The sequence below is a fragment of the Plantactinospora sp. WMMC1484 genome (assembly GCF_049315195.1).
Classification (GTDB): domain Bacteria; phylum Actinomycetota; class Actinomycetes; order Mycobacteriales; family Micromonosporaceae; genus Plantactinospora.
Genome location: NZ_CP186055.1, coordinates 3,084,206 through 3,108,617, shown reverse-complemented (window position 1 = coordinate 3,108,617; position 24,412 = coordinate 3,084,206). Strand labels below are relative to the sequence as shown.

The following is a 24,412-nucleotide window of genomic DNA, read 5'->3' as shown; positions in this document are numbered from 1 at the left end:
GCCCGCCGCGGTTCACCCCTTGCGGAGGAGAGGCGTTCACCCCGATGCGGCCGGCCGGGGCGCGCCGCCGCGCCCGGCCGGCCGTCGTGCGGGGTGAACGGGTGAAGGTCAAGGCCCGCTCATCAGTAGACGAACACGCTCCTGCTCGGGAAGGTGAAGGCCGGGTTGCTGCCGCTGAGCAGCATCGGCCGTCCGGTGCAGTCGTCGTTGACATAGAGCAGGGCGGCCCGGCTGTTGGTGTTGATCCACGAGTGGGCCCGCTCGCCCCACCCGTGCTCGACCAGGTCGACACAGGCGCCGACGACCGGATCCAGCGCCGAGACGGTGAACCGCGCGCCGGTGTACGCGGTCCCCTCGAACAGGCACAGTGCCCGGGAGAACTCGCAGGTGCCGGTCGTCGTCGGAGCGGCGGCGGCCGGTCCGGCGTACGCGGCACCGAGAACGGCCACGGTGGTCAACGACACCAGTACCCGGGATATTTTCCGGATGTCGATGCGCAATCCAGGCATGATTTCCCTCTCATTCCTGACCGATTGGAAACGCGATGACGTAAGGCCGGAAACGGTCCCGTCCACGGAACGGATACGGGGCGATGGCATCGCGTCGGCGTCGACAGGCGCCTGGCTGGCATGCACGATGGCCGGGTGTGACGCCGCAACACCCGGAACTGTCGTGCGCTGTCCAAGCGGCATGTCGACGTGTTACGAAGGTGTTCCGTTCCCGTCCGCGCGCTGGTGGCGACGCAGGCGTAACGGCCGCCGGATCACCCGGCTGCCAGCGGCACGACCGGGAGCGGCGGCGCGGGCACAAACAGCGGTGGCCGTGGCCCGCGCGCGATGTCAGCGAATCATCGATCGAGTTCTTCCGCGGCACCTCGTCGTGCGGCTTCGAACGGCGACATTCTCACACTCACGCGACGCCCCCGTACGCGGTCTTCGGTGGAGAAACAGGAAACGCTCCCGAGCCCAGCCATCTAATGGCATCGATACCATAACACGCTGCCAAGACCGTCACAACGACCCGTAAACGCATTTGCTGCTTATCGCAACCGCTCGAAACCGCCCAAGGCCGACGTACGACTACGGCAATACCGTTTCCGGCCCGTTACGTCACTTCTCGGCGCATCGGGTTGACCCTCGACCTGGTCGAGGGGGCAGAATGCCTGGACGTGGATGGGGCTGGCCGGCTTATCGGCATCGGCGAGATGGCCCGGGCGAGCGGCCTGAGCATCAGCGCACTGCGCTTCTACGACGGTGCCGGCGTGCTGACGCCCGCACTGGTGGATCCGGCCACCGGTTACCGCCGCTACGCACAGCGGCAACTACCCGCCGCCCGACTGGTAGCCGGGCTGCGCCGGATCGGCATGCCACTGACTGAGATCACCCGGTTGGTGGAGCTGCACGGTTCGGATCCGGCCGCCGTGTCGGGGCTGCTCGACGCGCACCTACGCCGGCTCGAAGACGGCCTCGCCGATGCCCGCCGGGAGGTGGTCCGGCTGCGTGCGCTCTGCGGTCCGTCAGGCTCGGCCACCGGGGTGGCGATCCGGTTGACCATACCCGGGCCGGAGCTGGCCGCGGCGGTCGACGCCGTCCGGTTCGCCGTCGGCGCCGACCCCGACATGCCGATGCTCGGCGGCGTCCGCTTCGAGGTCGACCGGGGCGTGCTCCGACTGGTCGCCACCGATCGCTACCGGATGGCCGTCTCCGAGGTCGACGTCGAGCGGTATGGGACGGCCGTCTCCGAGGTCCGTGCCGAGCGGCCCGGCACGGACCCGGACACCGGCACGGACCCGGACACCGGCACGGACCCGGACACCGGCACGGACCCGGAGACCGGCGCCTCCGGGACGACCGCGCCGGTCGCGTTCGTGGACGCCGCCCGTGCGCTGTTGACCGGCGGCTGGCCGGCGACGCTGATCCTCGGGCCGTCCGCGATCGCCCTGCGCGTCCGGGACCGACAGGTGAGCGGACCTCCGCTGGCGTACGAGTTCCCGGACTACCGCCGGCTGCTGCGGACCGCGATGGGCGGGCCGGACCGCCGCCGGGTGACCACCGACGCGGCTGGGCTGCGCGAGCGGCTCGCGACCGGCGAGACCCGGACCGTGGTACGCCCGGACGACGGCGCCCGCTGCACGGTCAGCGTGCTCGCCGTCGACGCCGCGAACCGGCTCAGCGTCTCCACCGCCGGCACGCCGGCCGGCTCGACCGAATCGGCAGTACGGGTCGGGGTGAACCGGGAATTTCTGCTCGACGCCCTGGACGCCGTCGGGCCGGGCCAACTCCTCCTCGAACTGGACGGGCCGATCCACCCCCTGGCGGTACGCCGGCTCGACGACGACCGCGCCTACTCGATCCTGATGCCGGTCCAGCTCTGACAGAGATGATGTTTATGAGCACCTCCCGCCGGGCGTCTGACCGGATACCGACCGCCGGCCGGGACCGGAGACCGGCCGCCGACGCCGCGCCCCGCGCTCGGTCGGGTCAGGCGTCGCCAGCCGGCTCGCGCCCGCCCCCGTCCAGCTCGGTGAAGAGCGTCAACTGCAGGTGACCGGGCGCCTGCAACCGTGAGTTCAGCGAGTTCCACGGGGTACGGGTCGGCTCGGCGATCACCGTCGCTCCCGCCTCGACCAGGGTGGCGGTAACCGCCGGCGAGTCGTCGACCTCCAAGGCGACCCGGATGTGTCCGGCGACCCGGCGGCCGGCCTCGACCTCGTCGACGTACTCGGCGTGCCCCGGGTCGATGAGCTCCAGCGTGGCCCGGCCGGCGTCGAGGATCGCGACCCTGCCGTCCGGCGAGGAGAACGCCGCCCGCTCCGGCAGCCCGAGCACGTCCCGATAGAAGCGGAGCGCCTCCTCGTAGTCGTCGGCGGTGACCACCAGTCGAAGTTGCCGGACCGGAGACGGCTGCGTCATCGGTCCAGTCTGGCACGGTCAGCGGCCCAGTCTGACACGCGGACCGACTCGAATGGCCTACCGACGGCGACCGACCACATACAGTAGTCTGATGGCTTTTGTCCGCTTCAACCCGTTCACCCCGGGACGAGCGCGACGGCGGGCCGCTGCCGCGCTGGGCGTACTCTGTGCCGCGCTGGTGCTCACCATGGTGGTGGTCAACGACGCGCCCGGCCCGCGACGGAGCACCGAGCGGTCGGCCGCCGAGCCCACGCCGGCCCCGGTCGCACCGCCCACGACGCCGACCGCCGAGCCGACCCTGCCGGCGGCGCCCCCGCCGGCGGACCTGCCGGTGGTCGACTACGGGCCGGCTCCCCGCGGCTTCCCGCGCGATCCGGCTCCGATGTCGACGGTCCGGCTCGGCGAGGGCCTCCGGCCGATCCGCCGGATCGCCGCGTACGACGCACCCGGCGGCCGGCCGCGAGCCTTCCTCGCGCCCACCATCTCCGGGGTGCCGGTAACCACGCCGATCGTGACCCGCCGGGCCGGCTGGACCGCCGTGCTCCTGCCGTCGGCGAACCGGACCATCGCCTGGGTGCCACCCGGGCCATGGAGCACCTCGGAGCTGCGCGACCTGCTCGTGGTGGCCCGGCAGAACCACCGGCTGTACTGGTACCGGGACGACCGGCTGGTCCGGTCCTGGCCGGTCGGCCTCGGCATGCCGGCCCAGCCCACCCCGCTGGGCCGGACGTTCATCCTCGGCCGATCCGCCCTGCCCGGCCGGGTGTACGCGGACACCGAGGTCTTCGCGCTGGGCGCCGTACCCGACGATCCGGACGCGGTGCCGGCCGGGCTGCGTGGCGCGCACATCGGGTTGCACGCCTGGTACAACCCGCGCGACATCGGCCGGAACACCAGCAACGGCTGCATCCAGATCGACCGGAAGGCCCAGGAACTGCTGCTGTCCGAGCTCGCGCCCGGCACCGAACTGGTGGTGGTCGACCAGTTCCCCGCGCCCGAGACGCTTCCCGCGCCGTAGCGGGACGACCGCGTTCAGAGGTTTCGGCGCATGCAGACCCGTCGCCACCGGTCCAGGCCGTGCGCCGCCTCACGGGCCCGGATCGCCCGCAGTCCCGCAGTGAGGTCGCTCTCGTCGAGGACGACGAACCCGCACCGGGCGTAGTACGGGGCGTTCCACGGCACGTCGGCGAAGGTGGTCAGGGTCAGGGCCGGTACGCCGGTCGCCGCCGCGTGTCCGGCGAGGTGGTCGAGCAGTCGCCGGCCCACGCCCCGGCGTGCTGCCCGGGGATGTACCGAGACCTGTTCGACGTGGAGGTTGCCGTCGACGGGCTCGGCGATCAGATATCCGAGCGGTACGTCGTCGGCGTCAACCGCGACCCAGGCCAGGTTGGCGCGCCGATAGCGGCTCAGCTCCTCGATCGACGGCGGCTCGTCGTCGGCGATCTCCGGCATCCCGACCCCCCGGAAGGACTGCCCGGCGGCCCGCTCGATCTCCCGCACCCCCGGCAGATCAGGCTGACGGGCCGGTCGGATCCGCATCGGGTCATCCTGGCCGCCCCGCCACCGGGCCGGCCACCGATATTCCGGTCTCCGCTCACGCCCGGGTGTAGGTGACGACGGCCGCGCCCGAGTCGAAGGTACGGCTGTCGGCGAGCGCGACCGGGACCGGCCGGAAGACCCCGGCGAAGAGCGGGGATGCCCGCCCCGATGGCCACCGGATAATGCTTGACGACCAGTTCGTCGATCTCCGGGAGCAGCGTCCCGGCCAGGCGACCGCCGCCGCAGAGCGAGACGTCCCGCCCCTCGGCCCGCTTCAGCGCACGACGAACGCCACCGGGTCGGTGTCGACGATCTCGACCTCGGGGTCGGTGCTCACCCGGCGGAGTAGGGCGTCGTCCCCGGCGAGCAGCGGCGCCATCGCGGCACGCTGCAACGGCCGCAGATCACGCCGACCCAGCGCGTCGACGCTATGGTGCATCAGCACCGGATCGAAGTCGGACACGATGGTCAGAGTCGCAGCTCGACGTCGTCGGCGGAGGCAGCGTTGCGTTCCACGTCGGTGAGTTCGTCGGCCCGCACGGTCAACTCGTAGTGCTCTCGTGGATTCCAGTCGTCGAACTGGTCCACCCGGTCGAACACATCCGCCACGAGCTTCTTGAGATAGACCCTCGGTGCCACGCCGACCTGGCCGCCGAGCCGGCCGGTCACCGCCCTGGCAAGAATTCCCAGGTACGCGTCGTCAATCCGCCCGTCAACCCGGGGACTTCCATAGATGTCCCGTGCCCGGATACCGAGTTCGACCAGCCGGTCGAGATCGAAGCCGGGCAGCCGCACCTGAACCGCCCGCGGATTGTCCCAGCGTGGATTTCCGCCGAAGTCCGTTGCCAACCGCTGGGCCAGCGGAGCCAGTCGCGAGGCGCCCTGCGGACCGTCGTAGAAGGCCGGCGTGCCGGTGATAATTAGCATCAGCCCTGGAAACCGGCCGGCATGTACTTCGTCGATGAGCTGGCGCAGCGCGTTCAGCGCCTTGTCCCGAACGTCGGAGCGTACCCGTTGCAGCGTCTCCACCTCGTCCAGTACCAGCAACAGTCCCCGGTGTCCGCTGTCACGCAGCACCGTGAGCAGGCCCTGAAGGAAACTCAGCGCGGCAAAGTGGTCGAGGTCGCCCTTCACGCCGGCGGACCGACGCACCGCCGCCGCCACATGGGGCTGGCCGCCGAGCCAGGCCGCCAGACCGTCGGCGCTGATGCGGTCGCCCCGTGCCGTGGCGCTACGATAGCCGCGCAGCGCCGCCGCAAATCCGGGTGTGCTGCGGGATATCTCACCGAGCCGGCGCTCCAGCAACTCGCCGACGGCCCGGTCGAGCCCGTCCGCGTCATCCTCGGCGATCTCGCCGCCCGCCAGCACGTCTTCCTCAAGTGCGAAGATCCATCCGTCGAGCACCGGCCGCAGGGCGCTCGGAACGAACTGCTCGGTGCCGAGGTGCTCGACAAGCCTCCGATAGACGGTTTCCATCCGGTGCAGCGGCGTCTCCACCTCCGAGATCTGCACCTCGGCCGCCGCGAAGCCGCGCCGCTTCGCCCGTTCGGCGAGCCATCGCGTGAAGAAGGTCTTACCGGCACCGTACTCGCCACGGACAGCTTTGAAGACGCTGCCGCCACCGGCTGCCCGGTCCAGGTCCTCGTCGAGCGCGGCGACGAACCGGTCCAGGCCCACCGCGAGCGCGTCCAGGCCGTTGCTGGGAACGACCCCCCGGCGCAGCGCGTCGACGATGTCGCGGCGACGTCGAGCCGAGATGTCGTCGACGCTCACCGACGCCCGCCTTGCTCCCGGAGCCGCTCCGCCGGCAGCTCGAACTGCTCGATCAGCAGGTCGCGGTGCAGATGCACCGTCTGACCGTCGCGGTCAAGGGTCAGCACGGGATAGCCCTCGACCTGGAGCAGCCGCCGCAGGGCGGTGACGGCGCCGTTGATCCGATGGGCCGGGATCCCGGCCCGGGCGGCGAGGGTGTCCAGGGCGGCCCGGTCGCCGTTGGCGAGCAGGGTTTCCAGCAGCGCGGCAACGCGTTCGTCCGGCAGCGGGGCCCGGGTGCCACGACGCTGGAGGTATCGCTCGCTGGTCAACAACGCCTTGACCAGGGCGAATGTCGGTGCCGTCCGTTGCCCGGCCGATGTCGCCGGTGGAGCCGGGACCGGTGACTCGGCCCGGCTCTGCGGTGCAGCCGACGGCGAATTCAGGTCGACCAGGTCGAACAGACTCTCGGGCTGGCCGGCGGAAGGGCTCCCGGGGCGGCGTCGCGCCGCGTTGCCGCGTCCGCCGGGCGGGACGGCGGTACCCGGCCGGGACGTCTCCGCCGGCAACGGCTCCCGCCACCACTCCGGGCTTGCCACGGGCGCACCGGCCCAACCCGGCACGGCGGTCTCGTCACCGGCACCGAAGACCAGCACCGGCACCACAACTTCCGCTGGCGCCGCCCCGCCGTGGTAGCCGGACTTACGGGGGCCATACCGGATCTCCTCCCGCCAGGGGAGAACAACGCGGCCACCACCGAGCACCACCCGGCTGCCGGACACCAAGACCTCACCGTCACCGGGCGGCGGCTCCGCAGTCCGCCACCGGTTGCCGCCCTCGCCGCCTGGCCGGGTGACGGCCTCAGGACCCCGGTCGACGACGTGGCCGTGATCGGAGATCACGACGACGACCCGATCCTGGTTGACGGCGAGCAGGTCCCGTACGGCTGGGATGGTGTCCTCACCCCATACCGTTGTGCCGGGCTCGCTGCGGTCGAGTGCGTCGTCGATGGTGTTGACCACTGCGGCGACGACCGGCAGGCTCGGATCGACCAGTGCGGCCAGCACGTCGGATTCGAAGGCGGCACCGGCACCGGCCCGCAGCGCCTTCTTGTGCAGAAGCCGCCCGTCCGGAAACCGGCGGGCGAAGGCGTCGAGTTCGGCGGCCCGACCACCGCTACACACCCGGCCGGCGAGCAGGCTGCACCGGCTCGCTTCGGTGATCGTGGGCAGCACCGCGACGGCACCCGTCCGCGGACCGCCGTCCGGGGTCAGTTCGACCCAGATGCCGCTGCGGGTGATCGATTCGGCGAGTTCGGTGGCGGCGGCGACGCCCATGCCGTCCATCACGAGCAGCAGGACCCGTCGACCGTTCTCGACGATGGGCACGACGATCCGGTCAAGCACGTCCTCGACGCGGAGCAGCGCGCCGGGCTCCGCCCCGGCAGCGGTGATCTCGGCGAGTAGCTCGGCGAACTGTTGGTCGTGCCGGCTCCGGCGGGCGTCCACGGCACGATGCAGCGACTGGTACGCCTCGGCGATCTCCGGATCGGGGTCTCCGGCGAAGATGTCCAACCGAGCCCGGTCCACCCAGCCGTCCTGGCGTACCTGCCGGTGAGTGGCGTCGAGCAGGGTCGTCGGGGCCGCCTCCTCCGGGCTGCCAAGCCAGCGCAGCGCCCGGAGCGCCATCCGCGCTGTTTCCACCCGCGCCGGATTGGCTGCCCGGTGCGCCTCGACCGGCTCGAGCAGTTCCTGCGCCCGCCCGACCAGTTCCGGCAGGGCGGGACCAGCGGCCGGCAACGCAAACCGGACAGCCGCAGCGAATGCCCGCAGCCGCTGAGTGAAGCCGCTCGGCAGCACCGCCGACGTGCCGAGCAGCCCGACGATCTCCAGATCGGCGGCGATCGCTTCGGCGCGGCGGAGCATCCGGACCGCCTCCCGGCGGGCGGAGCCGCCCGCGTCGACCGCCCGGTAGACCCATGCCTCGGCGGCGCGGTGGAACGTCTCGGCCTGGGCGGGTGTGATCCGGGCACCGCCAAAGAGCGGCTCGAGCCGGGCCCGGGCGACGGCCACCGCGACGCTCGACGACCCCTCACCCGACTCGGGCCAGAGCACTCCGGCCAGCAGGCCGAGCGGGATTGCGTCGACGCCGTGACCGGCACGCACCGCAGCCATGATCGGCACGGCGGCCGGCCCGGCCGCCTCCGTCACGTAGCTGGTCACACCCCTGGTCACCATCTCGCCGAGGGTGCCGAACCGGAGCTGGGCCGGTGCATCGATGCTCCACTGCAACAGCCCTGGCGTGTCGAGCTCGTCTCTCGGCAGGCCGAGCAGTTCGGCGGCGAGGCACCGCAGTGCGTGATCGCGGGTGAGGATCGTGCCCGGCGGGGCCGGCCAGCCTTCGGCCGGGGCATGGTCGCTCAGCGCGTCGGCGACCCAGGCCCCGGTCCGCACCAGACTCGGATCGAGCTCGATGACGCCGAACATCTGCCGGACCAGGTCCCAGGGCCGCACCTTGCGCACGCGCTGCATGCTCAGATGTGCGAGCAGGCCGTCGCCGAGTTCGCGCTCGCCCACCTCGGTGAGGAGAACGAGCCGCTCGTGCTCTGCCCGGTCGTGCAGCGCGGCACGGGCGGCCAGTGGGGTCGCACAGGGCACCACCCGGACCGTGGCACCTTCGACAGTCAGTAGCGGATCGCCGGGCCATTCCGGACGGGCGGCCAGGGCGATGGCCATCGCACCGTCGCGCTCCGCCAGCCAGGACTGGACCTTGCGGCGCACCGCGTCCGGCCGGACAGCGCTGTATCGCACGCGGGTGCCGCTGTCTGCCCGCTGACTCACCACGTCCGCCCGCCGTCCACACCCGTACGGCGTCCGGGTCGCACCCGCACCCTCATTCGACCTCCCAGGTGACGGTCACCCGCCGGCCGCGCTTCACCTCGGCCTCGATCTCGGCGGCGACCTCGCGCCAGGCCGTCGACGTCTCGACCGTACGCCGCTGTGCGGTGCGGACCTCTCCCGGATCGGACGTTCCGTTTGGCTGGTCGTCCGGAGCCAGCCGGACGGGCGGTACTCTGTCCCCGATGCTGTCGCCATCGCCCGCCCATGATCGGGTGGGTCCCGCCGGCCGTGGGGTGTCGACCGGCGGTGGCGGCGGAACGGGTCGCTCGGTGGCGAGCAGCGCTGTCGCGGCGTCGGCGGCCGTCTGCAACGCGTCGGCCAGCTCGACACCGTGCTGCTCGTGCCTGGCCACCGCCCGAAGCTGCTCGACGATGACCCGGGCGCGCCGGTCGGTCTCGGCGCGGGCCACCATCGCGGTCAGCAGCGGCCACTGGTGCGGCCGGCTGAGCGCCTCGGTGACGCCACCCGCCTCGGCGAGTGCCCTGCCAGCCGCATGATCGTCGATGTCGCCGACATCCGCTTGGGCGGCCAGCTCGACCAGCACGACGTCGTCGCTCTCGGTGCCGAGCTGCTCGGTGAGCGTCGCCAGCCGCCGGGCGGTGGCCAGTCGCCCGCTCTCGGCAGACAGGTCCAGGCCGAGCACCTCGGCATGCTCGACGAGCGCCCGGACCAGCCCCGCCGTCACGGTCCGGCGCCGGCTCGCCGCGGTACGCAACGTCCCGGCCAACCCGCCCAGGTTCGCCGGAGTACGCCACACCGGCAGCACCTCGCCGAACAGGGCGGAGCCACGCCGCACCGCCCTCGCCCAGGCCTCCTCGCTGGGCATCGGTGGATGGCGCAGCTCGTACTCGTCCCGCACTCCCGCGAGGGCGCCGACGTCGACCTTGCCGCCGTGCAGATACCAGGCGAGCTGCTGCTCCAGCGCAAAGACCGCGATGATCAGATTTTGCAGCTCGCGGTCGAAGCCGAACCGGGCTGGTTGCTCGATGAGCCGGCGCAGCACGTGCACCGGGAAATGCTCGGTGTAGCCCTCGTTCGCGGCGGCCTGCAGGAGGTGCTGGCTCCACCGGCACGTGCTGGTGGTCAGCACATACCGGTGGTCGACCAGCTCGCCCAGGCGGAGGTTGTTGCAGACCCGCCGGATGGTGCGCTGGTCGCCGGGTGGCACGGTCACGCCCCGGGTCGGGTCGGCGACCGCCAGCCGCGCGTACTCGAGGATCTTGTTCAGTTCGCCCCGGGTGACCGGCTTCTCGTCCTCGGGCATCGCCGGCCGTCCGGGGTACGCCCAGGCCAGCAGCTCGCCGGTGAGGTTCTCGAACGCCTCGCGGAGCGTTCCGCCGCGCGGGTCGCCGAGCTGGAGCCCTTCGGCGAGGGTGTGCAGCACCCCGACGCTGTCGTCCTGCACCTCCGCGGGCTGTGGCCGGACGATCCCGTACGCCTGCTTGAGCGCGTGCAGCAGGGTGCCCCGCAACTGGGACTGGCGCTGCTGGAGGTAGACCCGGCCCTGCTGCCGGTCGGCCGCCGTCCAGTCCACGGCGAGCGCGTTGAGCCGGTCACCGGTGCCGCTGTTGCCGAGCAAGTAGTTGATCTTCGCGAGCTGACCGACCCGACCCATCATCTCGTCGGTGAAATAGAGCGGCAGCCAGAAGACCGTGTGCGAACCCTGGTCGAGTTGCTCGATCCGGGCCCGGTCGGCGTTACGCGGCACGTTCTGCGGGTCGAACGGATAGTCGACGACGATCCGCCAGCCCTCGCCGGTGGCGAGTAACGCGGCCACCGGCATGGTGTCCGGGTCGCGGACGTTGCCGAACTTCACCTGCACGACGTGCCGCCGCCCCCGCCAGTCCCGGGGGTGCTGCAACTCGCCGAGCTGCCCCTCGGCGCCGGTCAGCCCCATCTCGGTGGTCACCAGGTCGCGGACGATCTGCTGGCGTACCCCGGTGGTGGTGGTCTCCCGCTCCGGCACCAGGTCGAGCAGCTTGTCGTAGTCGACGGCGTGCAGCTTGAGCGTGATCACCGGGTCGGGACCGTCGGTGAGGTGCAGCTCTCCGGCGTCGTCGGCGATCTTGCGGAGCCGGTTCAGCACGACCTGGTTCTCGTAGCCGGGGATGGGTGAGGCGATGCTGCCGAAGTTGAGCGCGTGCAGCTTGGCGGCGGTGAGGTTGTGCAGGGCCGGCACCTCGGGCACCAGGGCGGCGAGCAGCACCGTCTTGATCAGCTTGTCGTCGAGCTGGAACTGGGTGTGCCCGGCCGCCTGTTCCTCGGCGATGCCGTTCAGGCCGAGCAGGATCGGCCGCAGTTTGCCCAGGTAGAGCGTACGGGCGGTGGAGAAGAGCTGCCGGAGCTTGGGCCGGTCGGGCAGCTCGCCGCGCAGCACCAGCGGCTCGAAGAGGGCCGCGACCCCGATCAGGTCGTTGACCCGCAGCGTGTCCCGGCGCTCCACCAGCAGCTCGGTCATCACCTTCAGCGCCGTCCGCTCGCGCTGCAACGCCTGGGAGAGGGCGACCAGGGTCGCCACCAGGGCGGGCGAAAAGGGGTAGAGCCGGCGGAAGGCGGCGGCGTCCGAGCCGATGCCGGCGTCGCCGTACTGCGCGCCGAGCAACAGGGTGTCCCAGACCTCGCGGTTGCCGCGTACGGCGCCGAAGGCGTTGTCGATGGTGGCCCGAGCGGCCTCGTCGATCGGCCGGAGGAGGCGCCCTTCGGTGATTTCCGGCAGGTTGGTGTCGGCGAGCACGATCTCACCGAACCGGCCCTGCACGCTGCGCATGACGTGCGCCAGCGCCTCCCGCTCGGTGCCGCCGACCTGCGGGCCGAGGAACTCCTCCAGGTTGCGCTGCCGGGCGACGAAGGAGACCAGCGGCATCGGCCGGGCGGCGTCCGCCGACTCGACGAGTTTGTTGAGTTTGGCGCCCTCGGTGTTGACGAAGGTGTGGTCGCTGATCTTGGTGGAGAGCCAGAGGATCAACTCGTCCAGGAAGAGCACCATCGCGTCGTACCCGAGCGAGACAGCGTGCCGGGTGATCACCGCGAGGCCGCTGTCCAGGTCGAGGTATTCCCCGCTGCGGACCGCGCCGGTGAAGAAAGTGCTGGTCAGTGCGCTGACCAGGGCGTCCCGGCCGGCGGTGCCGGGCGGCGCGGCGGCGGCCTCCGCGTAGGTCTGCGGCGTCCAGCCGGCGGCGCGGGCGACGTGCGCGGCCAGCCCGCCGCCGGTGTGGGTCGGGCTGCCGCCGTCGCGCAGCGCGGCGAAAAAGGCCTCCTCACCCATCCGGTCGCGGAGCCGGGCGGCGTCGTCGAGCATCGCGTCCGACCGGTGTACGGGCGGCACCGGCGCGTCCGGATGCAGCGCGGTGATCTGGTTGAGGTAGCCCTCCAGGACCGCCTGCTCGACCGAGCGCGCGTCGAGCATGTGGAAGGTGAGGGTGAGGATGCGCTTGCCGCGCAGCCACCCGTCGGCGGCGAGCACCGGCTCGGCGAGGCCGCGCACCTCCCGGGCGGCCGGGTTGTGCTGGAGCACCTCCCGCAGCACGGCCATGAAGTGCGATTTTCCGGAACCGAACGACCCGTGCAGGAAGAGCGCCTGGGACCGGCCCGTGCCGACCGCGTGGCCGATCCGGCGCAGCGCCTCCGCGAAGTTCTCCCGCAGTTGGTCGGTGACGATGTACCGGCGCAGGTCCGCACCCTCTGCGGCGCGGACCACGAAGTCGCCGTCTCCCACCGAGGGAGGGATGTCGATCACGTCCCGTAGCAGGGTCATCACCGCTCCTTCGTCCGCGCCGCGTAGTGGCCGGATCACCACCGCCCGACGATCCTATGGCGTCGAGACCACCGGACCGTCCTCGTCCGCCCGAGGACGGCAGCCGCCGTGGCGGACCGACCTTCTGTATCGGCTCCCGCTGCCGCAGAATAACGATGTGGTGACTCCGGCCGAGAAGCGATGCTGGTGAAGGCCGCCGTGGTCACGGCGCCGATCGCGGTATTCATCATGGGGCCTCCGGCGACCGGCAAGTCCAGCCTGACGGAGAGCCTGGCACGGACACTGGCCGTGGACCCGTTCCTGAGCGGCAGGGCGATTCGCGCGCTGGCCACCGCGGACGCCGGGGTGAGCAGGCGGATCCGCGAACTCCGACTGCTGCGCCCGCTCCAACCACACCCGCCGACGCGACGACGAGACCGCTTCCTTGCGATCGAAGAGCATCTGCTCAAGCGGTTCGTTGCGCACCAGATGGAGACCTGCAATGCCAGTTTCCAACTCGATACTCTGCGCTTTCGCTGGCACCGACATCCATCCTCATCTCGATGCACCCACTCCCGCTCGAATTCGATGCAGTGCGTGCAGCATCGGCTGGTCACCACTGAGAATGTTCCCCTCGTACTCGGCCAGCGCGGCGGACAACCATGCCGGCAACTGCGAGTCTCCTGGTGAGGATTTTGAGATCGTCGTCAACGCCGCACCCGCGGAGACGAAATCCTCCACCACATGCGCGGCGAGCGACGCGACGTGTGGATGTACGTAATCACGAACCGTGACACCGCGGTACTCCAACACGTCGCAGCGATATTTTGAGTTGCGCGGAGCAACGACGATCACGGCCGTGCCGACGAGCGCCGCGACCGTCATCTCGACACCGATCCCCAGTCCTCGCCGCTCTCTGGCGTCGACTATGACTGCCGTGGCCGTAAGAACCTGGTACATGTCCCGGCCGAACTGACCAAGAGTGTTTCCCGGATCGGTGATGGGATCATCAGGATTGAGGAACACGACTTCCGCAGGAGCCGCCCCTTTGGCCACCTCGGCCCTTTCCTCATCGGTCCAGCATAACCTACCTTGCTCATTGGACCCCTTGAGAATCGAGCCTGAGCAGTAAACAGAAAAGAGCTTTTCCATCGCCTTTCCTTCTCCTCGAGATGTCACAGCCTCACCCTTCCGGCGAAACTCCCACCACACCACGCACGTCGTCGAGACGGAGCGCCTTCTCGTTTACGCGAAGGCTTCGGGTCTGCACGACGGCCTGCGGCAACCCCAACGCGCCTGCTCCAGTGCGGTGACTCGTGGAAAGTCAGCTTCAGCTGCGGCGATGAGCCGATCGCGAGAAGTCTGCACCGCCGCAGCGGCCACGCCAGCGGTAGTGGCCGGTCCGCCACGCCCGATTATTCCGGCCAGGCAAGCTTTGGCGTGCTCCCAGAGATCACTTGTCATCGTGCAGCCGCACAAGCATGTTGGGAGCCGCCCGCGTCACAGTGACGGCAGCGTCGAGGGCGACGCGCCGAGGGTGGCGAGGGTGGCGGCGCTCGCCAGGTGTTGGACCTCGTCGTGGTGTCGCAGGTAGAGGTGGCAACCGGCCGGGTCGAACCGGACCGCCACCAGCCGGCCGGCATAACGGTCACCGAGCTGGGCGAGCAGCGGCAGCGGATCGTCCAACGGCGCGGGCTGCAGCACCGATGGGACCGGGATCGGATCCGCCGGGTCTGCCGGCACCGCCTCGGCCAGGGCGAGGTCGAGGCAGTCGAGGCAGTCGGCGATCGCCGCTTCGACGGTGGGGTGGATCGGCAGGTCGGGCACGCCCACCGGCAGGGCCGGCGCGTTGAGTTCGACGTGCCAGCCCAGACCGTGCGGCCGGAGCGGATCGCCGTCGTTGAGCCGATGATCCTGCACGGTCACGGTGGCCACGAGACCGAGGCCGAGGGCGAGCCGGATCAGCTCGGCCAGCGGCGGCACGTCGGGGCCGCCGGCCCGGACGAAGCGCCGCGCGCCCGGGTGGCCGCCGCTGGTGTGGCCGATGTAGTGGGCCAGCGGATCGGCGTCCGGGTCGGGCAGGCTGACGATGCCGTCCCGGAGATCCTGGTCGAGCGCGCCACCACCGTCCAGGTCGGCGAGGTCCTCGGGGCGTACCCGGAAGATGCTCGCCCAGCGCGCCAGCCGGTAGCGGCCGGGAAGCTGGACCACCGGTTGACCGTCCGGGTGGGTGGCGACCAGCACTGCCGGCGGGGACGCGCCGACCTCCCAGTTCAGGTGCAGGACCAGGTCGCGCAGGTTGCTGAGCGTGAGGACGGCGCCGAGAGGACGGCGGCCGGTGCCACCGCAGGCGTGGCAGGGCAGCACCGATGCGCGGCGGCCGACGCCCCGGCAGCGGGCACAGTCGGGTCCGGCGGGCCGGCCGCCGAGAGTGCAGTCACAGGGACGCAGGCCGGTGACCGGGTCGCAGTCAGGGCAGTCGGCGTACGGGATGGCGGCGCCGCGCCAGTGCGGATCCGGCGGCTCCCGGTCGCGCCGCACCGTGCCGGTGGCCCGGGAGTCGCATCTCTCCGGGTACCGGTCGGTGCGCGGCCCGGCCGCGCCGGCCCGGCGGAGCGCGGTGTGCCACCAGGCGCCGTTGCGCCAGATCGACTGGGCGCCCGGGAACTCCTCGCCGGTCGCCGGGGCGACGGCGCCGAGGATCCGGCGTTCGACCTGCGCGACGTCGGTCCCCCCGGGAATGACGTCGAGGGTGACCGGCCGGGCGACCCCGGCCGGGCCGGCGGTGCGGACGAAGTGCGCGGGCGCGGCGACCTGCCGGGTGGTCAGTAGCGCGATCGCCCGCTCGACGGTGGTGGCGGCGACCGCTGCGGGCAGGTCGGGATGGGTGGCCGGTCGAACCGGGGGCGTGGAGCCGGGCAGCTCGTACCGGACCTCCCAGCCGAACCCGCCGGCCGCACCGGGCAGCCGGCGGGCCTCGACCACCAGGTCGAGGCAGAGCAGGCCGGCGACCGCGCAGAGCCGGGTGAGCTGCCGGTCCGGGTCCGACGCCGGCCGCGCGACGGTCCGACCGAGGAAGACCTGCCACGGGGTACGCGTCCAGCCCGCGATCGCCGCTGCCGCCAGGTCGTCCCGATGCTCGGCGGGCAGCTCGGGCCGCCACTCGGCGGGCAGCGGCACCCGCCGTTCGCCGACCGGCTCGGTCGGGGCGGTGACATCGTGGAAGCTGCCGGCGCCGACCGAGGCGGCCAGGTCGTGCAGCAGCGGGGTCAGCGCCAGGTGCCAGCCGCCGCCGGGTGACGGGCGGGGTGCGAGCGTCCCGGCTGCGACCTCTGCCGAGGCGACCGCCCCGGTGTCCAGGTTGGCCACGGTGAGCACGAGCTGGGCCCGGCGCAGACCGTGCTGGCCGCAGGAGGCGCAGGCGTGGCTGGTGACGGTGCCGCAGTCCGGGCAGGGCACGACGGCGGGTGTCGCGGTCACCCCTGCACCGACGCACAGTCGTTGGGGTGCTCGGCCCGGAGTGCGCAGCGCCGGCCACCGGCGAGAAGCCGGTCACAGTAGATGCGGTGCCGTACGCCCTGGTTGTCCTCCTCGGAGAGGGTGGTCTCCGGCACGTCGAGCTGGGTAAGGAAGGCCAGCGAGCGGCCGGCGGTGCGGGCGAAGAGCTTCGCCGCGTCCAGGCTGGTAGCGGTGAACGGCAGGTGCAGGACGAACCTCGGCTGCTCGTCCATCACCGGCCGCCCGGAATTGTGGCGGTAACGGGAGCCGAACCGTGATCGACAATGGACAACATGCTCCTTCTTTCGTCGTCGGTGCAGAGCGCTTCGGGGATTGGCTCCGGGGTTTGAAAGGGGCGGCCCGTCGGGAGGCTGATTCGGGGGGACGGGCCGCCCCTGTCGCACCTACCGCCGCAGCCATTCGGCGAGTACGGCAGCAGGGCGTGCCGGAACGAGCGCGCGCCTCACCACGCCCACACGGTTGATGGGGCGGTAGTGAATTCGTGATGGTGCGGGGTCGCGGAGCCGCGCACGCCCGTGATAGACAACTCCGGTAAGTCGTGATGACTCAGCGGTCCAACCTGAAAAGACGACTCACAATCACCTCCTCTATGGACAGGTTGTCAGGGGCCGCCGGGTGGGAGTAACCCTTCCCACTCGACCTTTTCCCGCGACTGTCCCGCCCCGATCAGGCAGAGGAGAAAGATCATGGTAATGACGCAGCACCGGCCCTTCATCCGCACGCTCCGGGCTCAGTGGCTCGGCCAGCGGCTCCGGGACCTGCGCGAGCAGCGCGGCATGAGCCTGGAGCTGGTCGCCGAGCACCTGAACCGGGACCGTTCGGCGCTCGGCCGCTACGAGCGCGCCGAGTGGCCGATCCAGCGCCACGACGTGCTCGCCCTCCTCGACCTCTACGGCTTCCACCGGGCAAGCGAACGCGCCCAGCTCCTCAGCCTCGCCGAGGAAGTGTGGCGCACCGACCGCTGGACCGAAAACTACGGCGACCTGGTCGACTCGTCGTTCATCGACTTTCCCTGGCTGGAGTCCCGCGCCAACACCGTCTGTTCCTACCACGCGATGCTCGTCCCCGGGCTGTTCCAGCTGCGGGAGTACGCCGAACTCGTGATCAGATGCGTGGAGGGATCCAACGGCACCGAGGACAAGGTAGGCCGGTGGTTGGAACTCCGGATGGAGCGGCAACATGTACTCAATCGAGCGAACCCGCCCGCGCTCGAAACGATCATCGACGAGTCCGTGCTACGACGCCAGATTGGCGGCAGCGTGCTCCTCCGGGCGCAGCTCCTCCATCTTCGAAAGATCGCTGAGCGGCCGAAGGTAGAGATCAGGATCCTTCCCAGCCAGGTATGGCTACACCCTGGACTTGAAGGCTCATTCTGGCTGTTCCGCATGCCCAAGCCGTACCCCGAAGTCGCTTACCTGGAAGGGCTGGCTGGGCAGATGTACTTCGAGGCGCCCAAGTCAACGAGGTACCTCGACGCGTACGATCGCCTCCGGGAGGCCGCGCTCGATCCACGCGAGTCGGCGAAGTTGATCACGACGATCGCGGAGGAGTTTTCATGAGCGATACCCAGCCGTCGGCGGCCTGGCACATCAGTAGTCGGAGTTCGGACGGCGGCGGTAGCTGTGTGGAAGCTGGACCGCTGCTCGACGGGTCGGAGCGGGTGGCGCTGCGGCACAGCAAGGCACCGGACGCGGCGACCATCGTCTACACCCGAGCCGAGTGGGACGCCTTCGTCGCCGGAGTCAAGGACGGTGAGTTCGACTTCGGCTCCCCTGCTTGATCATCTAACCCGCCAAGGCGCTCCGGACGGGTTAGGGCCGGATGTTTCGCGTCAGCCACTGCGCCTATAACGTCGCCAACACTGGTCATCCAGCATCGCCCTCAGTCGTCACAGCCGTAACCGTCACCATCACGGTCCAAGTCGTAGATGTCGTTGCCGATGACTCTCACCGGGCCGCTGACATACGCCGGGCCGTTGCCGCTCCCGCCCGCGCAGTCGACGTCGCTGGCGATCGGCACGCAGCCGCTGTAGTTCGGATCGCACTTCCGGGTCTCCTTGGTGCCGACCGCGACAACCTGCGTCACCGGTTTCTTGGTCACCACCTCGCTGACAAGCTTCTTGCTGGTCTCCTCACCGTTGACGTACGTCACCTCGTAGGTGAGGGTCTTCGAGCCCTTCACTCCTGCGGTCCGGACCTTGCGCTTGCCCTTTGCCAGGGACGAGTCCCGCACGGTCCGCTCGCCAAACGGGATGCTCCGGGTCTCGGTGACCCGCTGCTTCTCGACCGTCGGGCTTGCCGAGGTCGGCGCCGGACTCGCGACCTCTTCGGCGTCGCCTACCGGCGCGCTCGGAGTTGGAGATGGCGCCGTAGAAGCAGAGTCCGCCGAGGAGGTGTTCGCCGATCCGCCCTCCGGGTCAGCGATGTTCCCGATCGCCGCCAGACCGCCGCAGCAGAGCAGGAGCGAGAGCACAGGTCCCCCGACAAACAGTGCGGCCTTCTGCCCGGGGCCGAGTCTGCCGAGCAGACCCCCTCGTGATCGCCTTGCACCGGCCGGAGGTGGCGCCGCGAACGCCGGGCGATGCGTCGGCTGTTCTCCCGCTGGATATCTCGATGGTTCCTGCGCTCGATAGGTCACCGCAGCAGTCTTGACCTGCCACTAGATCATCCACAGTGGTCAAGCGGCGACATTTCGTGACACCGGTCGGCCACCTGAGTCCCACCGATGGGTCTCACCGGGAGACGGGCGGCCTGGCAGCCCCGACTTCCGGCGGATGCATGAGCCCGATCGCCAGACTGCTGGGTGGAACGGACCTTCACCGAAGCCCGTCAGGACAGCTCGGGTACGCCCCGGAGTAAGGCCAGCGCCGACCGATCCGAGCTGAGCTGAGCCAACTCGCCGTTGATGAAGTCGGTGAAGAACTCGGCCGGCGAGTTGGGGAAGCCCGGCGCCTCCGCAGCGTGCCACTGGCGCAACCACGGCTCCAGCTCGACCAGGCCGGCGAGCAGCGGCAACAGCCGGTGCGCCGGCCAGGCCGCCTGCGTCTTCCGGTCCAGATAGACCATGGCAAGCGCCTGCGCCTGCGCCAGGTGGTCCCACCCGGCCCAGCCCAGCAGCTCACTGTCATCGCCATCCCGCCCCACCTTCGGGTACGAGATGAACCGCTCCTTCGGCACGTCCGATTTCCCCCGCGCATCCCAGTACGATGACCGAGCAAAGTCCGCCGAGGTGTACTTCGGTGGTGGATCGATCTCGACCTTCTCCCCCGCGTCCTCCAAGCGCTGCAACGCCCAGGTCCGCTCCCACTCGGCACGCTTACGCAGCCCAGCCGGCCTATAGCGCTGCACCGGCAGATAGGGCACGTGTTCGTCGGCAACCAGACTGCCCAGGGCTTTCATCAGGTTGTAGTCGTCGCGCTCCATCCACAAGTCGAGCACCGCGCGAAAGTCCTCGTCATGCCGTACCCGGTCAGCGAGTTGCGCCACCGACAGCGGCTCCGGCAGCCCTCCCCACAGCTCGGGCGCTTCAAGTCGATTCAGCAGCCAGCCCTGTAGCGCAGCCTTCTGCATGTCGTTCCAGCTCTTGGATTTCCATCGTCGCTTGCACTCCGGCCGCTCGATCAGTCCGATGTGCCGATCCGATCGGATCACAGCTATGCGACGCTCAACCAACGCTCGATAGTCGGCAGGCCAATGGTCATGCGGCTTCTCCGTTGGCGTCGACCCGTGCCGGTTGAACCACTCGGTTTGCACCTTGCTGGCAGCCATCACAATCTCGAAGGCCCGCTCGCCGAGGTTCAACTCGGGCGGGTTCGGGTGCGTCAGGTCTTCATCAATCAGCCCGTAGAGCCGGTAGACCTCCCAATCCAACTCCTCCTGTCGAGCGATCATCCTCGCCCGAATTGAGTAGTACTCCGCTTTGGCCTCCGCCAACCGCCGCCGACTCGGCAAGCCCGAAGCGGCCACTGCCGCCGGAGTCACGGCGCCAAGCCGCTGCGCGAGTCCATCCAACTCCCGTGCCATCCTCGACGGGTACGCCTCCGGTAACGGAAAATCCTGCAACTTTGTCCCACTAAACTCATAAAAGCGCTCCCATTCATCATGCATGAATCCGCCAGTGCCCGACTGACTACCCTTGTCAAAGCTGACCTGCTTAAGCCAGAAGCAGGCCACGGAGCTGTTGAGTATCCCAAGGAGCCGAATATAGTCGTCTTCCGTCGCAGCATCCGATAACTTAATCACCGGAGCGTGCCGGTTGAAAATTTTCCCACCACGATCAAGCACGAAATGATTGTGTGTTGCCACAAAGACGAAAACAATCGAGAGTGGCAGGCGAAGCCTTTGAGTATAATTCTCCAGGTGCTCATACCAGGCCCGCCCTCTGGCCATGAGAGTTTGCCCAAAGATCACGCGAGCCTGGAGCGTTACGCGATACGGCCACAAATGCGCTGGTAAAGTATGGCTATGATCGACCACATCGAGGTGGGCTGGGTCACGGTAGGGCGATCGAGCAAGCGCGGCACCTTCTATGCGAAAGTCGCGTACGTTCTCACCCGTAACGAAGACCTCTACGGACTCTAGCTCACCCAGACGACGCGCGGTTGCCAGGTCTGGGAGTATCCACACATCATCCTCCCCTAGCACCGTCGTCCGGCCAATCGACTGGACAACGCCCGCTAATCTGTGAGGCCGAATAAGGCGTCGCATTAGCTCAATAGCAGCAGCCCCAGAAAGGCTCCACGGAAAGGCAGAGAATTGTTCGCGAGGAAGATCGAGGACACTAATCCATCTTGACTCTGAGCCTGGCAAATCGACCTGATTAACAATCGACAACCACACCTTGCCCCTTGCCGGATCCTTTGGCTGGACAGCCTCACCTCCAATGCTTACAACAGTCCTTACCCTAGCTGAACGACGACGCCGCTTAGCCTTGCCGATTAGGATCACGGTCGGAGTGGTGTGACCCGGAATATAGGCCGCAGAAGTGTCGATCACCTCGGTCAGTTCAATGTCGTGCGCAAAGTAGTCACTAATAAGCCTCTTGCCAAACTCACGCTTCATGAACGAGTTTCCGGTAATCTGGCCGACCCAACCGCCACCCTCCCCATTATCGTCGGATTGAACGGCCAGATCGAAAAAGCGCTTGGCAAAAGGTACCGTCATCGCATATTGACGATAACAGACCGTCGGGTAAAGCTCGCGATAAAGCTGACCACGCGCACTGTCCGGAACGGTGATGTATGGAGGGTTCCCTACCACAACGGTATATTGACCTGGCCTCAAAAAACCGGGCAGCACATCTTCGTCTTCGCTTGAGTACGCAAATGGCTTTTCAGTCTGCCATTTGAACACGTCAGTCTGTTCACCCGCCCCAGGATTGCCCCAAGGCAGTAGCGAATCGCCAGTCGCCACCCGAATCGGCCAGGCCGGTGTACGCTCCAAACTCGCCACCCCTCGCAGCTTCATTGCCGCGATCAGCAGCCGAAATCGAGCAATCGCCACCGCGAACGGGTTGATGTCCACCCCCGTCACCTGGCCAAGCGCCCGTTCGACCAGCACCCCGATGTCCGTAGCCGGCTCCCGCTCCTGCCACTTCCGCACCAGCCGATGGAAGGCCCCGAGCAGGAAGTGCCCGGACCCACAGGTCGGGTCGATCACGCTGGTCGCCGGCAGGCCGAACTCTTTCACCGCCGGCTCGAACGTCCGGTCGAGGATGAACTCCTCCACGAACTCCGGCGTCTGCAACAGCGCGTACGTCTTCTTCGCGTGCGCCGACAGGTCCTGATACAGATCGCCGAGGAACCGCGTGTTCAGCTCTGGTTCGCGCAGCGAGGCCAGGCCGGCGCCCCGGCGGAAGAAGTCGCTGAGCTCCTCGGCCGCCGGACCCGAAATGGGAAACCGCCACACCGGGTTGTGCTTGTCGAAGATCTTGCCGGTGGCCCGCAGCCCGCGCAGATAGCCGAACGCCTCCCGCAGCCACTCCCGGTCGTTGTGCCGTGGGTTGGCGATCAGGTGCGCCTGCCGGTGCTGCATCGCCCGCTCGGCCGGGGCGGCCGGCTCCGGTCCGCCGATCCACAGCCCGTCGACCAGCTCGTTGTCCTCGCAGAATCGCACGAACACGCAGCCGAGCACCCAGGCCACCGCCGCCTGGTCGAGGATGTCCTCCAGCCAGGTTTCGAAGCTGGCGGCGACGCGCTCGGCGGTCTTTGCCTGCGCGTACTCCTGACGCAGCTCGGACCGCAGTGCCGGCGCGTCCGCGACCTGCTCGCGCAGGTCGTCGACCAGGCTTCGCACCTGCCCCTGGAGGGCCTTCAGCTCGATCACACGCAGATCCTACGGGCCGCTTCCACGCTTTCCCCTACTCCGAGTCGTCGTCGGCGACGCCTTCCAGGTGGTCCCCGAGTGGCACCCCGATCTCGGCGGCGAACGTCCGCAGCCGCTCCTCCAGCAGCGCCATCCGGTCCTCGATGAAGAGGTCACCCCGACCGTCGCGCAGCCGATACCAGGCGGAGGCCGGGATGCCGTGACTCTCCAGCACCTTTCGGCCGAACCTGCCATCGTCGAAGAGCCCGCCTCCTCCGACTTCCAGGTCGAGCAGTGAGTCCCTGACCCCACGACCGGCCACGGTCGGCAGGACGAGCCGGTTAGCCGGCCGTGTCAGTCCGGGTGCGCCGCTGGTGACCACCGGCCGGTACGCCTGGCTCGCCCCCGCCGCCAGCCGGTCCAGCACGTCGAACTCCTGCCCGAAGACGTCTAGCCTCTTCCGCCACTCCCCGGCTTCCCAGGCGACATAGGCGAGCGTGCGGGCGCTGTTGAGATTGAACGAGTCCGGCATCGGCTGCGCCTCGGCGAGATCGAGGGTGAGCTTGCCGTGCCCTGCGGCGAACTCGCGCATCTCCCGCAGGGCGGTCCGCAGCGTGGTCGAATTTGCTCCGGCGAACGAGCCGGCCCAGGAGGTCACCCAGAACCAGCGTCGCAGCTCGCGGAACTGCTCGTCGTCCATACCCCGGCTGTGGTGGAAAAACTTGACCAGCACCACGAGCTGGTGCGCGTACGGGATGAGTCGGGCCAGTGGCAGCCCGGCCCTGCGGAGGAAGTCGACCGTCGCATGGACGGCCCGTTCCGCGTCCGGGACCGCGTCGACCAGCCGGTCCTGGAGCCGCCGCGCGACCGCCTCCCAGCGCGGAGTCATCACGTCCGGTTCCTCGGCCACCGCCAGCACCGACCGGAAGACCGCCAGCCGGGGCAGCTCGCCGAAGCCGCTGCTCGCCACCGACTCCACGATGTCGTCGATTCGCTGCGCCAACGTCCGCTGACCCGGCCGGTGGGTCAGCGCCGAGACCATCTGGTCGGCGTCCATCCGTACGCCCTTGCGGTTGAGCCGGGTGTAGACCTCGACCGCCTGGTCCAGATTGCCACCCTGCAACCTGATAAGCGTCAGCTTGCAGTTCTTGAGCCGGTTGGCAACCCGGTCCGCCTCCCGGACGAGCCGCTCTGCCCGCTCCCGGCCAGCCCGCAATTCGAGGTTGCGGGAGAAGTGGAGGAAGTCGAGGGTGCTGGCCACCGCGCGCACCGGCATGAAGTTGTCCGGCGCCGGCCTCGGCGGGCTGCCGCTCCCCTTGTGGTGCCGATAGCGCTCCGAGTCGACCTTCGGGGTCAGGTCCCGATAGACCCGCCACTTCCACTCCCGCTGGTCGTCGGCCTTCGGTGGCCGGCCCAGCCGGCGCAGCACCCCGAAGAGCGTGGAGAGCCGCTGATGCCCGTCGAGGATGTAGGACACCGGGCGACCGGCCGGCGCGTCCGGCACCTCCACCTCGCCGATCGTGCCCAGCGACGGAACCTGGGTGGTGGTCTCCCAGAGCAGGATGCTGCCGATCGGATAACCGCGTTCGATGCTGTCGAAGAGTTCGAGCATCTGCTCCGGTCGCCACACGAAGGGACGCTGGAACTGCGGCACCCGGATCACGCCGTCGGCGATGTCCTCCAGCACGTTGTCGAGGTGGACGACGACGGGCTCCAGCCGGCTTTCGCCCCGGTCGCTCAGCATGACGTCAGTGT

At 69.4% G+C, this 24,412-nt stretch carries 17 protein-coding genes; 4 read left to right on the top strand and 13 right to left on the bottom strand.

Annotated features, from left to right (window positions below):
- Positions 1-122 precede the first annotated feature (122 nt).
- Positions 123-509, bottom strand: a complete 387-nt coding sequence (locus ACN28C_RS13705; protein ID WP_422773853.1) for a peptidase inhibitor family I36 protein — start codon at positions 507-509, stop codon at positions 123-125.
- Between the two features lie 659 nt (positions 510-1,168).
- Between ACN28C_RS13705 and ACN28C_RS13700 the strand changes: the two genes are divergently transcribed.
- Positions 1,169-2,374 (top strand): MerR family transcriptional regulator, encoded by a 1,206-nt coding sequence (locus ACN28C_RS13700; RefSeq protein WP_422773852.1) that lies wholly within the window; start codon positions 1,169-1,171, stop codon positions 2,372-2,374.
- Between the two features lie 106 nt (positions 2,375-2,480).
- Here ACN28C_RS13700 and ACN28C_RS13695 read toward each other — a convergent pair whose 3' ends face one another.
- Positions 2,481-2,912, bottom strand: coding sequence for a VOC family protein (locus ACN28C_RS13695; protein WP_422773851.1), 432 nt, complete (start codon positions 2,910-2,912; stop codon positions 2,481-2,483).
- Between the two features lie 91 nt (positions 2,913-3,003).
- On the opposite strand from ACN28C_RS13695, the gene ACN28C_RS13690 reads away from it, so the two are divergent.
- Positions 3,004-3,930, top strand: coding sequence for a L,D-transpeptidase (locus ACN28C_RS13690; protein ID WP_422773850.1), 927 nt, complete (start codon positions 3,004-3,006; stop codon positions 3,928-3,930).
- A 14-nt stretch (positions 3,931-3,944) separates the two neighbouring features.
- Here ACN28C_RS13690 and ACN28C_RS13685 read toward each other — a convergent pair whose 3' ends face one another.
- The 8 genes from ACN28C_RS13685 to ACN28C_RS13650 form a co-directional block, all read right to left on the bottom strand.
- On the bottom strand, positions 3,945-4,451 hold the full coding sequence (locus tag ACN28C_RS13685; RefSeq protein WP_422773849.1) for a GNAT family N-acetyltransferase: 507 nt from the start codon (positions 4,449-4,451) through the stop codon (positions 3,945-3,947).
- A 274-nt stretch (positions 4,452-4,725) separates the two neighbouring features.
- Entirely contained in the window at positions 4,726-4,914 is a 189-nt protein-coding gene (locus tag ACN28C_RS13680; RefSeq protein WP_422773848.1) for a hypothetical protein, read from the bottom strand.
- A 5-nt stretch (positions 4,915-4,919) separates the two neighbouring features.
- Positions 4,920-6,224 carry a BREX system ATP-binding protein BrxD gene (gene brxD / locus ACN28C_RS13675; RefSeq protein WP_422773847.1) on the bottom strand — a complete coding sequence of 435 codons (1,305 nt, stop codon included), beginning with the start codon at positions 6,222-6,224 and terminating at the stop codon, positions 4,920-4,922.
- Positions 6,221-9,013 carry a BREX-2 system phosphatase PglZ gene (pglZ, locus tag ACN28C_RS13670; RefSeq protein WP_422773846.1) on the bottom strand — a complete coding sequence of 931 codons (2,793 nt, stop codon included), beginning with the start codon at positions 9,011-9,013 and terminating at the stop codon, positions 6,221-6,223. The genes brxD and pglZ overlap by 4 nt, the downstream gene beginning before the upstream one ends.
- An 82-nt stretch (positions 9,014-9,095) precedes the next feature.
- Entirely contained in the window at positions 9,096-12,857 is a 3,762-nt protein-coding gene (locus ACN28C_RS13665) for a phage resistance protein (RefSeq protein WP_422773845.1), read from the bottom strand.
- 534 nt (positions 12,858-13,391) lie between these two features.
- A complete protein-coding gene (locus ACN28C_RS13660; RefSeq protein WP_422773844.1) occupies positions 13,392-13,988 on the bottom strand; it encodes a hypothetical protein in 597 nt (198 codons plus the stop codon).
- 348 nt (positions 13,989-14,336) lie between these two features.
- Positions 14,337-16,316 carry a hypothetical protein gene (locus ACN28C_RS13655; protein ID WP_422773843.1) on the bottom strand — a complete coding sequence of 660 codons (1,980 nt, stop codon included), beginning with the start codon at positions 16,314-16,316 and terminating at the stop codon, positions 14,337-14,339.
- A complete protein-coding gene (locus ACN28C_RS13650; RefSeq protein ID WP_422773842.1) occupies positions 16,313-16,567 on the bottom strand; it encodes a hypothetical protein in 255 nt (84 codons plus the stop codon). Before ACN28C_RS13650 ends, ACN28C_RS13655 begins: the two co-directional genes overlap by 4 nt.
- 474 nt (positions 16,568-17,041) lie before the next feature.
- Between ACN28C_RS13650 and ACN28C_RS13645 the strand changes: the two genes are divergently transcribed.
- Positions 17,042-17,914, top strand: coding sequence for a helix-turn-helix domain-containing protein (locus ACN28C_RS13645; protein ID WP_422773841.1), 873 nt, complete (start codon positions 17,042-17,044; stop codon positions 17,912-17,914).
- The gene (locus ACN28C_RS13640; RefSeq protein ID WP_422773840.1) at positions 17,911-18,135 is read left to right on the top strand and encodes a DUF397 domain-containing protein; all 225 of its coding nucleotides are present in this window, start codon (positions 17,911-17,913) and stop codon (positions 18,133-18,135) included. The genes ACN28C_RS13645 and ACN28C_RS13640 overlap by 4 nt, the downstream gene beginning before the upstream one ends.
- Before the next feature lie 101 nt (positions 18,136-18,236).
- On the opposite strand, the gene ACN28C_RS13635 is transcribed toward ACN28C_RS13640, so the two are convergent.
- The 3 genes from ACN28C_RS13635 to ACN28C_RS13625 all read right to left on the bottom strand — a co-directional run bounded on the left by ACN28C_RS13635 (position 18,237) and on the right by ACN28C_RS13625 (position 24,401).
- Complete coding sequence (locus tag ACN28C_RS13635; RefSeq protein ID WP_422773839.1) at positions 18,237-18,827, bottom strand: G5 domain-containing protein; 591 nt, start codon at positions 18,825-18,827, stop codon at positions 18,237-18,239.
- Between the two features lie 356 nt (positions 18,828-19,183).
- Positions 19,184-22,678 (bottom strand): BREX-2 system adenine-specific DNA-methyltransferase PglX, encoded by a 3,495-nt coding sequence (pglX, locus tag ACN28C_RS13630; protein WP_422773838.1) that lies wholly within the window; start codon positions 22,676-22,678, stop codon positions 19,184-19,186.
- A gap of 34 nt (positions 22,679-22,712) precedes the next feature.
- Entirely contained in the window at positions 22,713-24,401 is a 1,689-nt protein-coding gene (locus tag ACN28C_RS13625) for a DUF262 domain-containing protein (RefSeq protein ID WP_422773837.1), read from the bottom strand.
- Positions 24,402-24,412 lie beyond the last annotated feature (11 nt).

Excerpts from the sequence above, each read along its gene's own strand:
- ACN28C_RS13660 (WP_422773844.1), bottom strand. The coding sequence starts at position 13,988 with ATGGAAAAGCTCTTTTCTGTTTACTGCTCAGGCTCGATTCTCAAGGGG.
- ACN28C_RS13625 (WP_422773837.1), bottom strand. The coding sequence starts at position 24,401 with ATGCTGAGCGACCGGGGCGAAAGCCGGCTGGAGCCCGTCGTCGTCCAC.
- ACN28C_RS13705 (WP_422773853.1), bottom strand. The coding sequence starts at position 509 with ATGCCTGGATTGCGCATCGACATCCGGAAAATATCCCGGGTACTGGTG.
- ACN28C_RS13645 (WP_422773841.1), top strand. The coding sequence starts at position 17,042 with ATGGTAATGACGCAGCACCGGCCCTTCATCCGCACGCTCCGGGCTCAG.
- ACN28C_RS13685 (WP_422773849.1), bottom strand. The coding sequence starts at position 4,451 with ATGCGGATCCGACCGGCCCGTCAGCCTGATCTGCCGGGGGTGCGGGAG.
- ACN28C_RS13650 (WP_422773842.1), bottom strand. The coding sequence starts at position 16,567 with ATGGACGAGCAGCCGAGGTTCGTCCTGCACCTGCCGTTCACCGCTACC.
- ACN28C_RS13695 (WP_422773851.1), bottom strand. The coding sequence starts at position 2,912 with ATGACGCAGCCGTCTCCGGTCCGGCAACTTCGACTGGTGGTCACCGCC.
- ACN28C_RS13690 (WP_422773850.1), top strand. The coding sequence starts at position 3,004 with ATGGCTTTTGTCCGCTTCAACCCGTTCACCCCGGGACGAGCGCGACGG.
- ACN28C_RS13640 (WP_422773840.1), top strand. The coding sequence starts at position 17,911 with ATGAGCGATACCCAGCCGTCGGCGGCCTGGCACATCAGTAGTCGGAGT.
- ACN28C_RS13665 (WP_422773845.1), bottom strand. The coding sequence starts at position 12,857 with ATGACCCTGCTACGGGACGTGATCGACATCCCTCCCTCGGTGGGAGAC.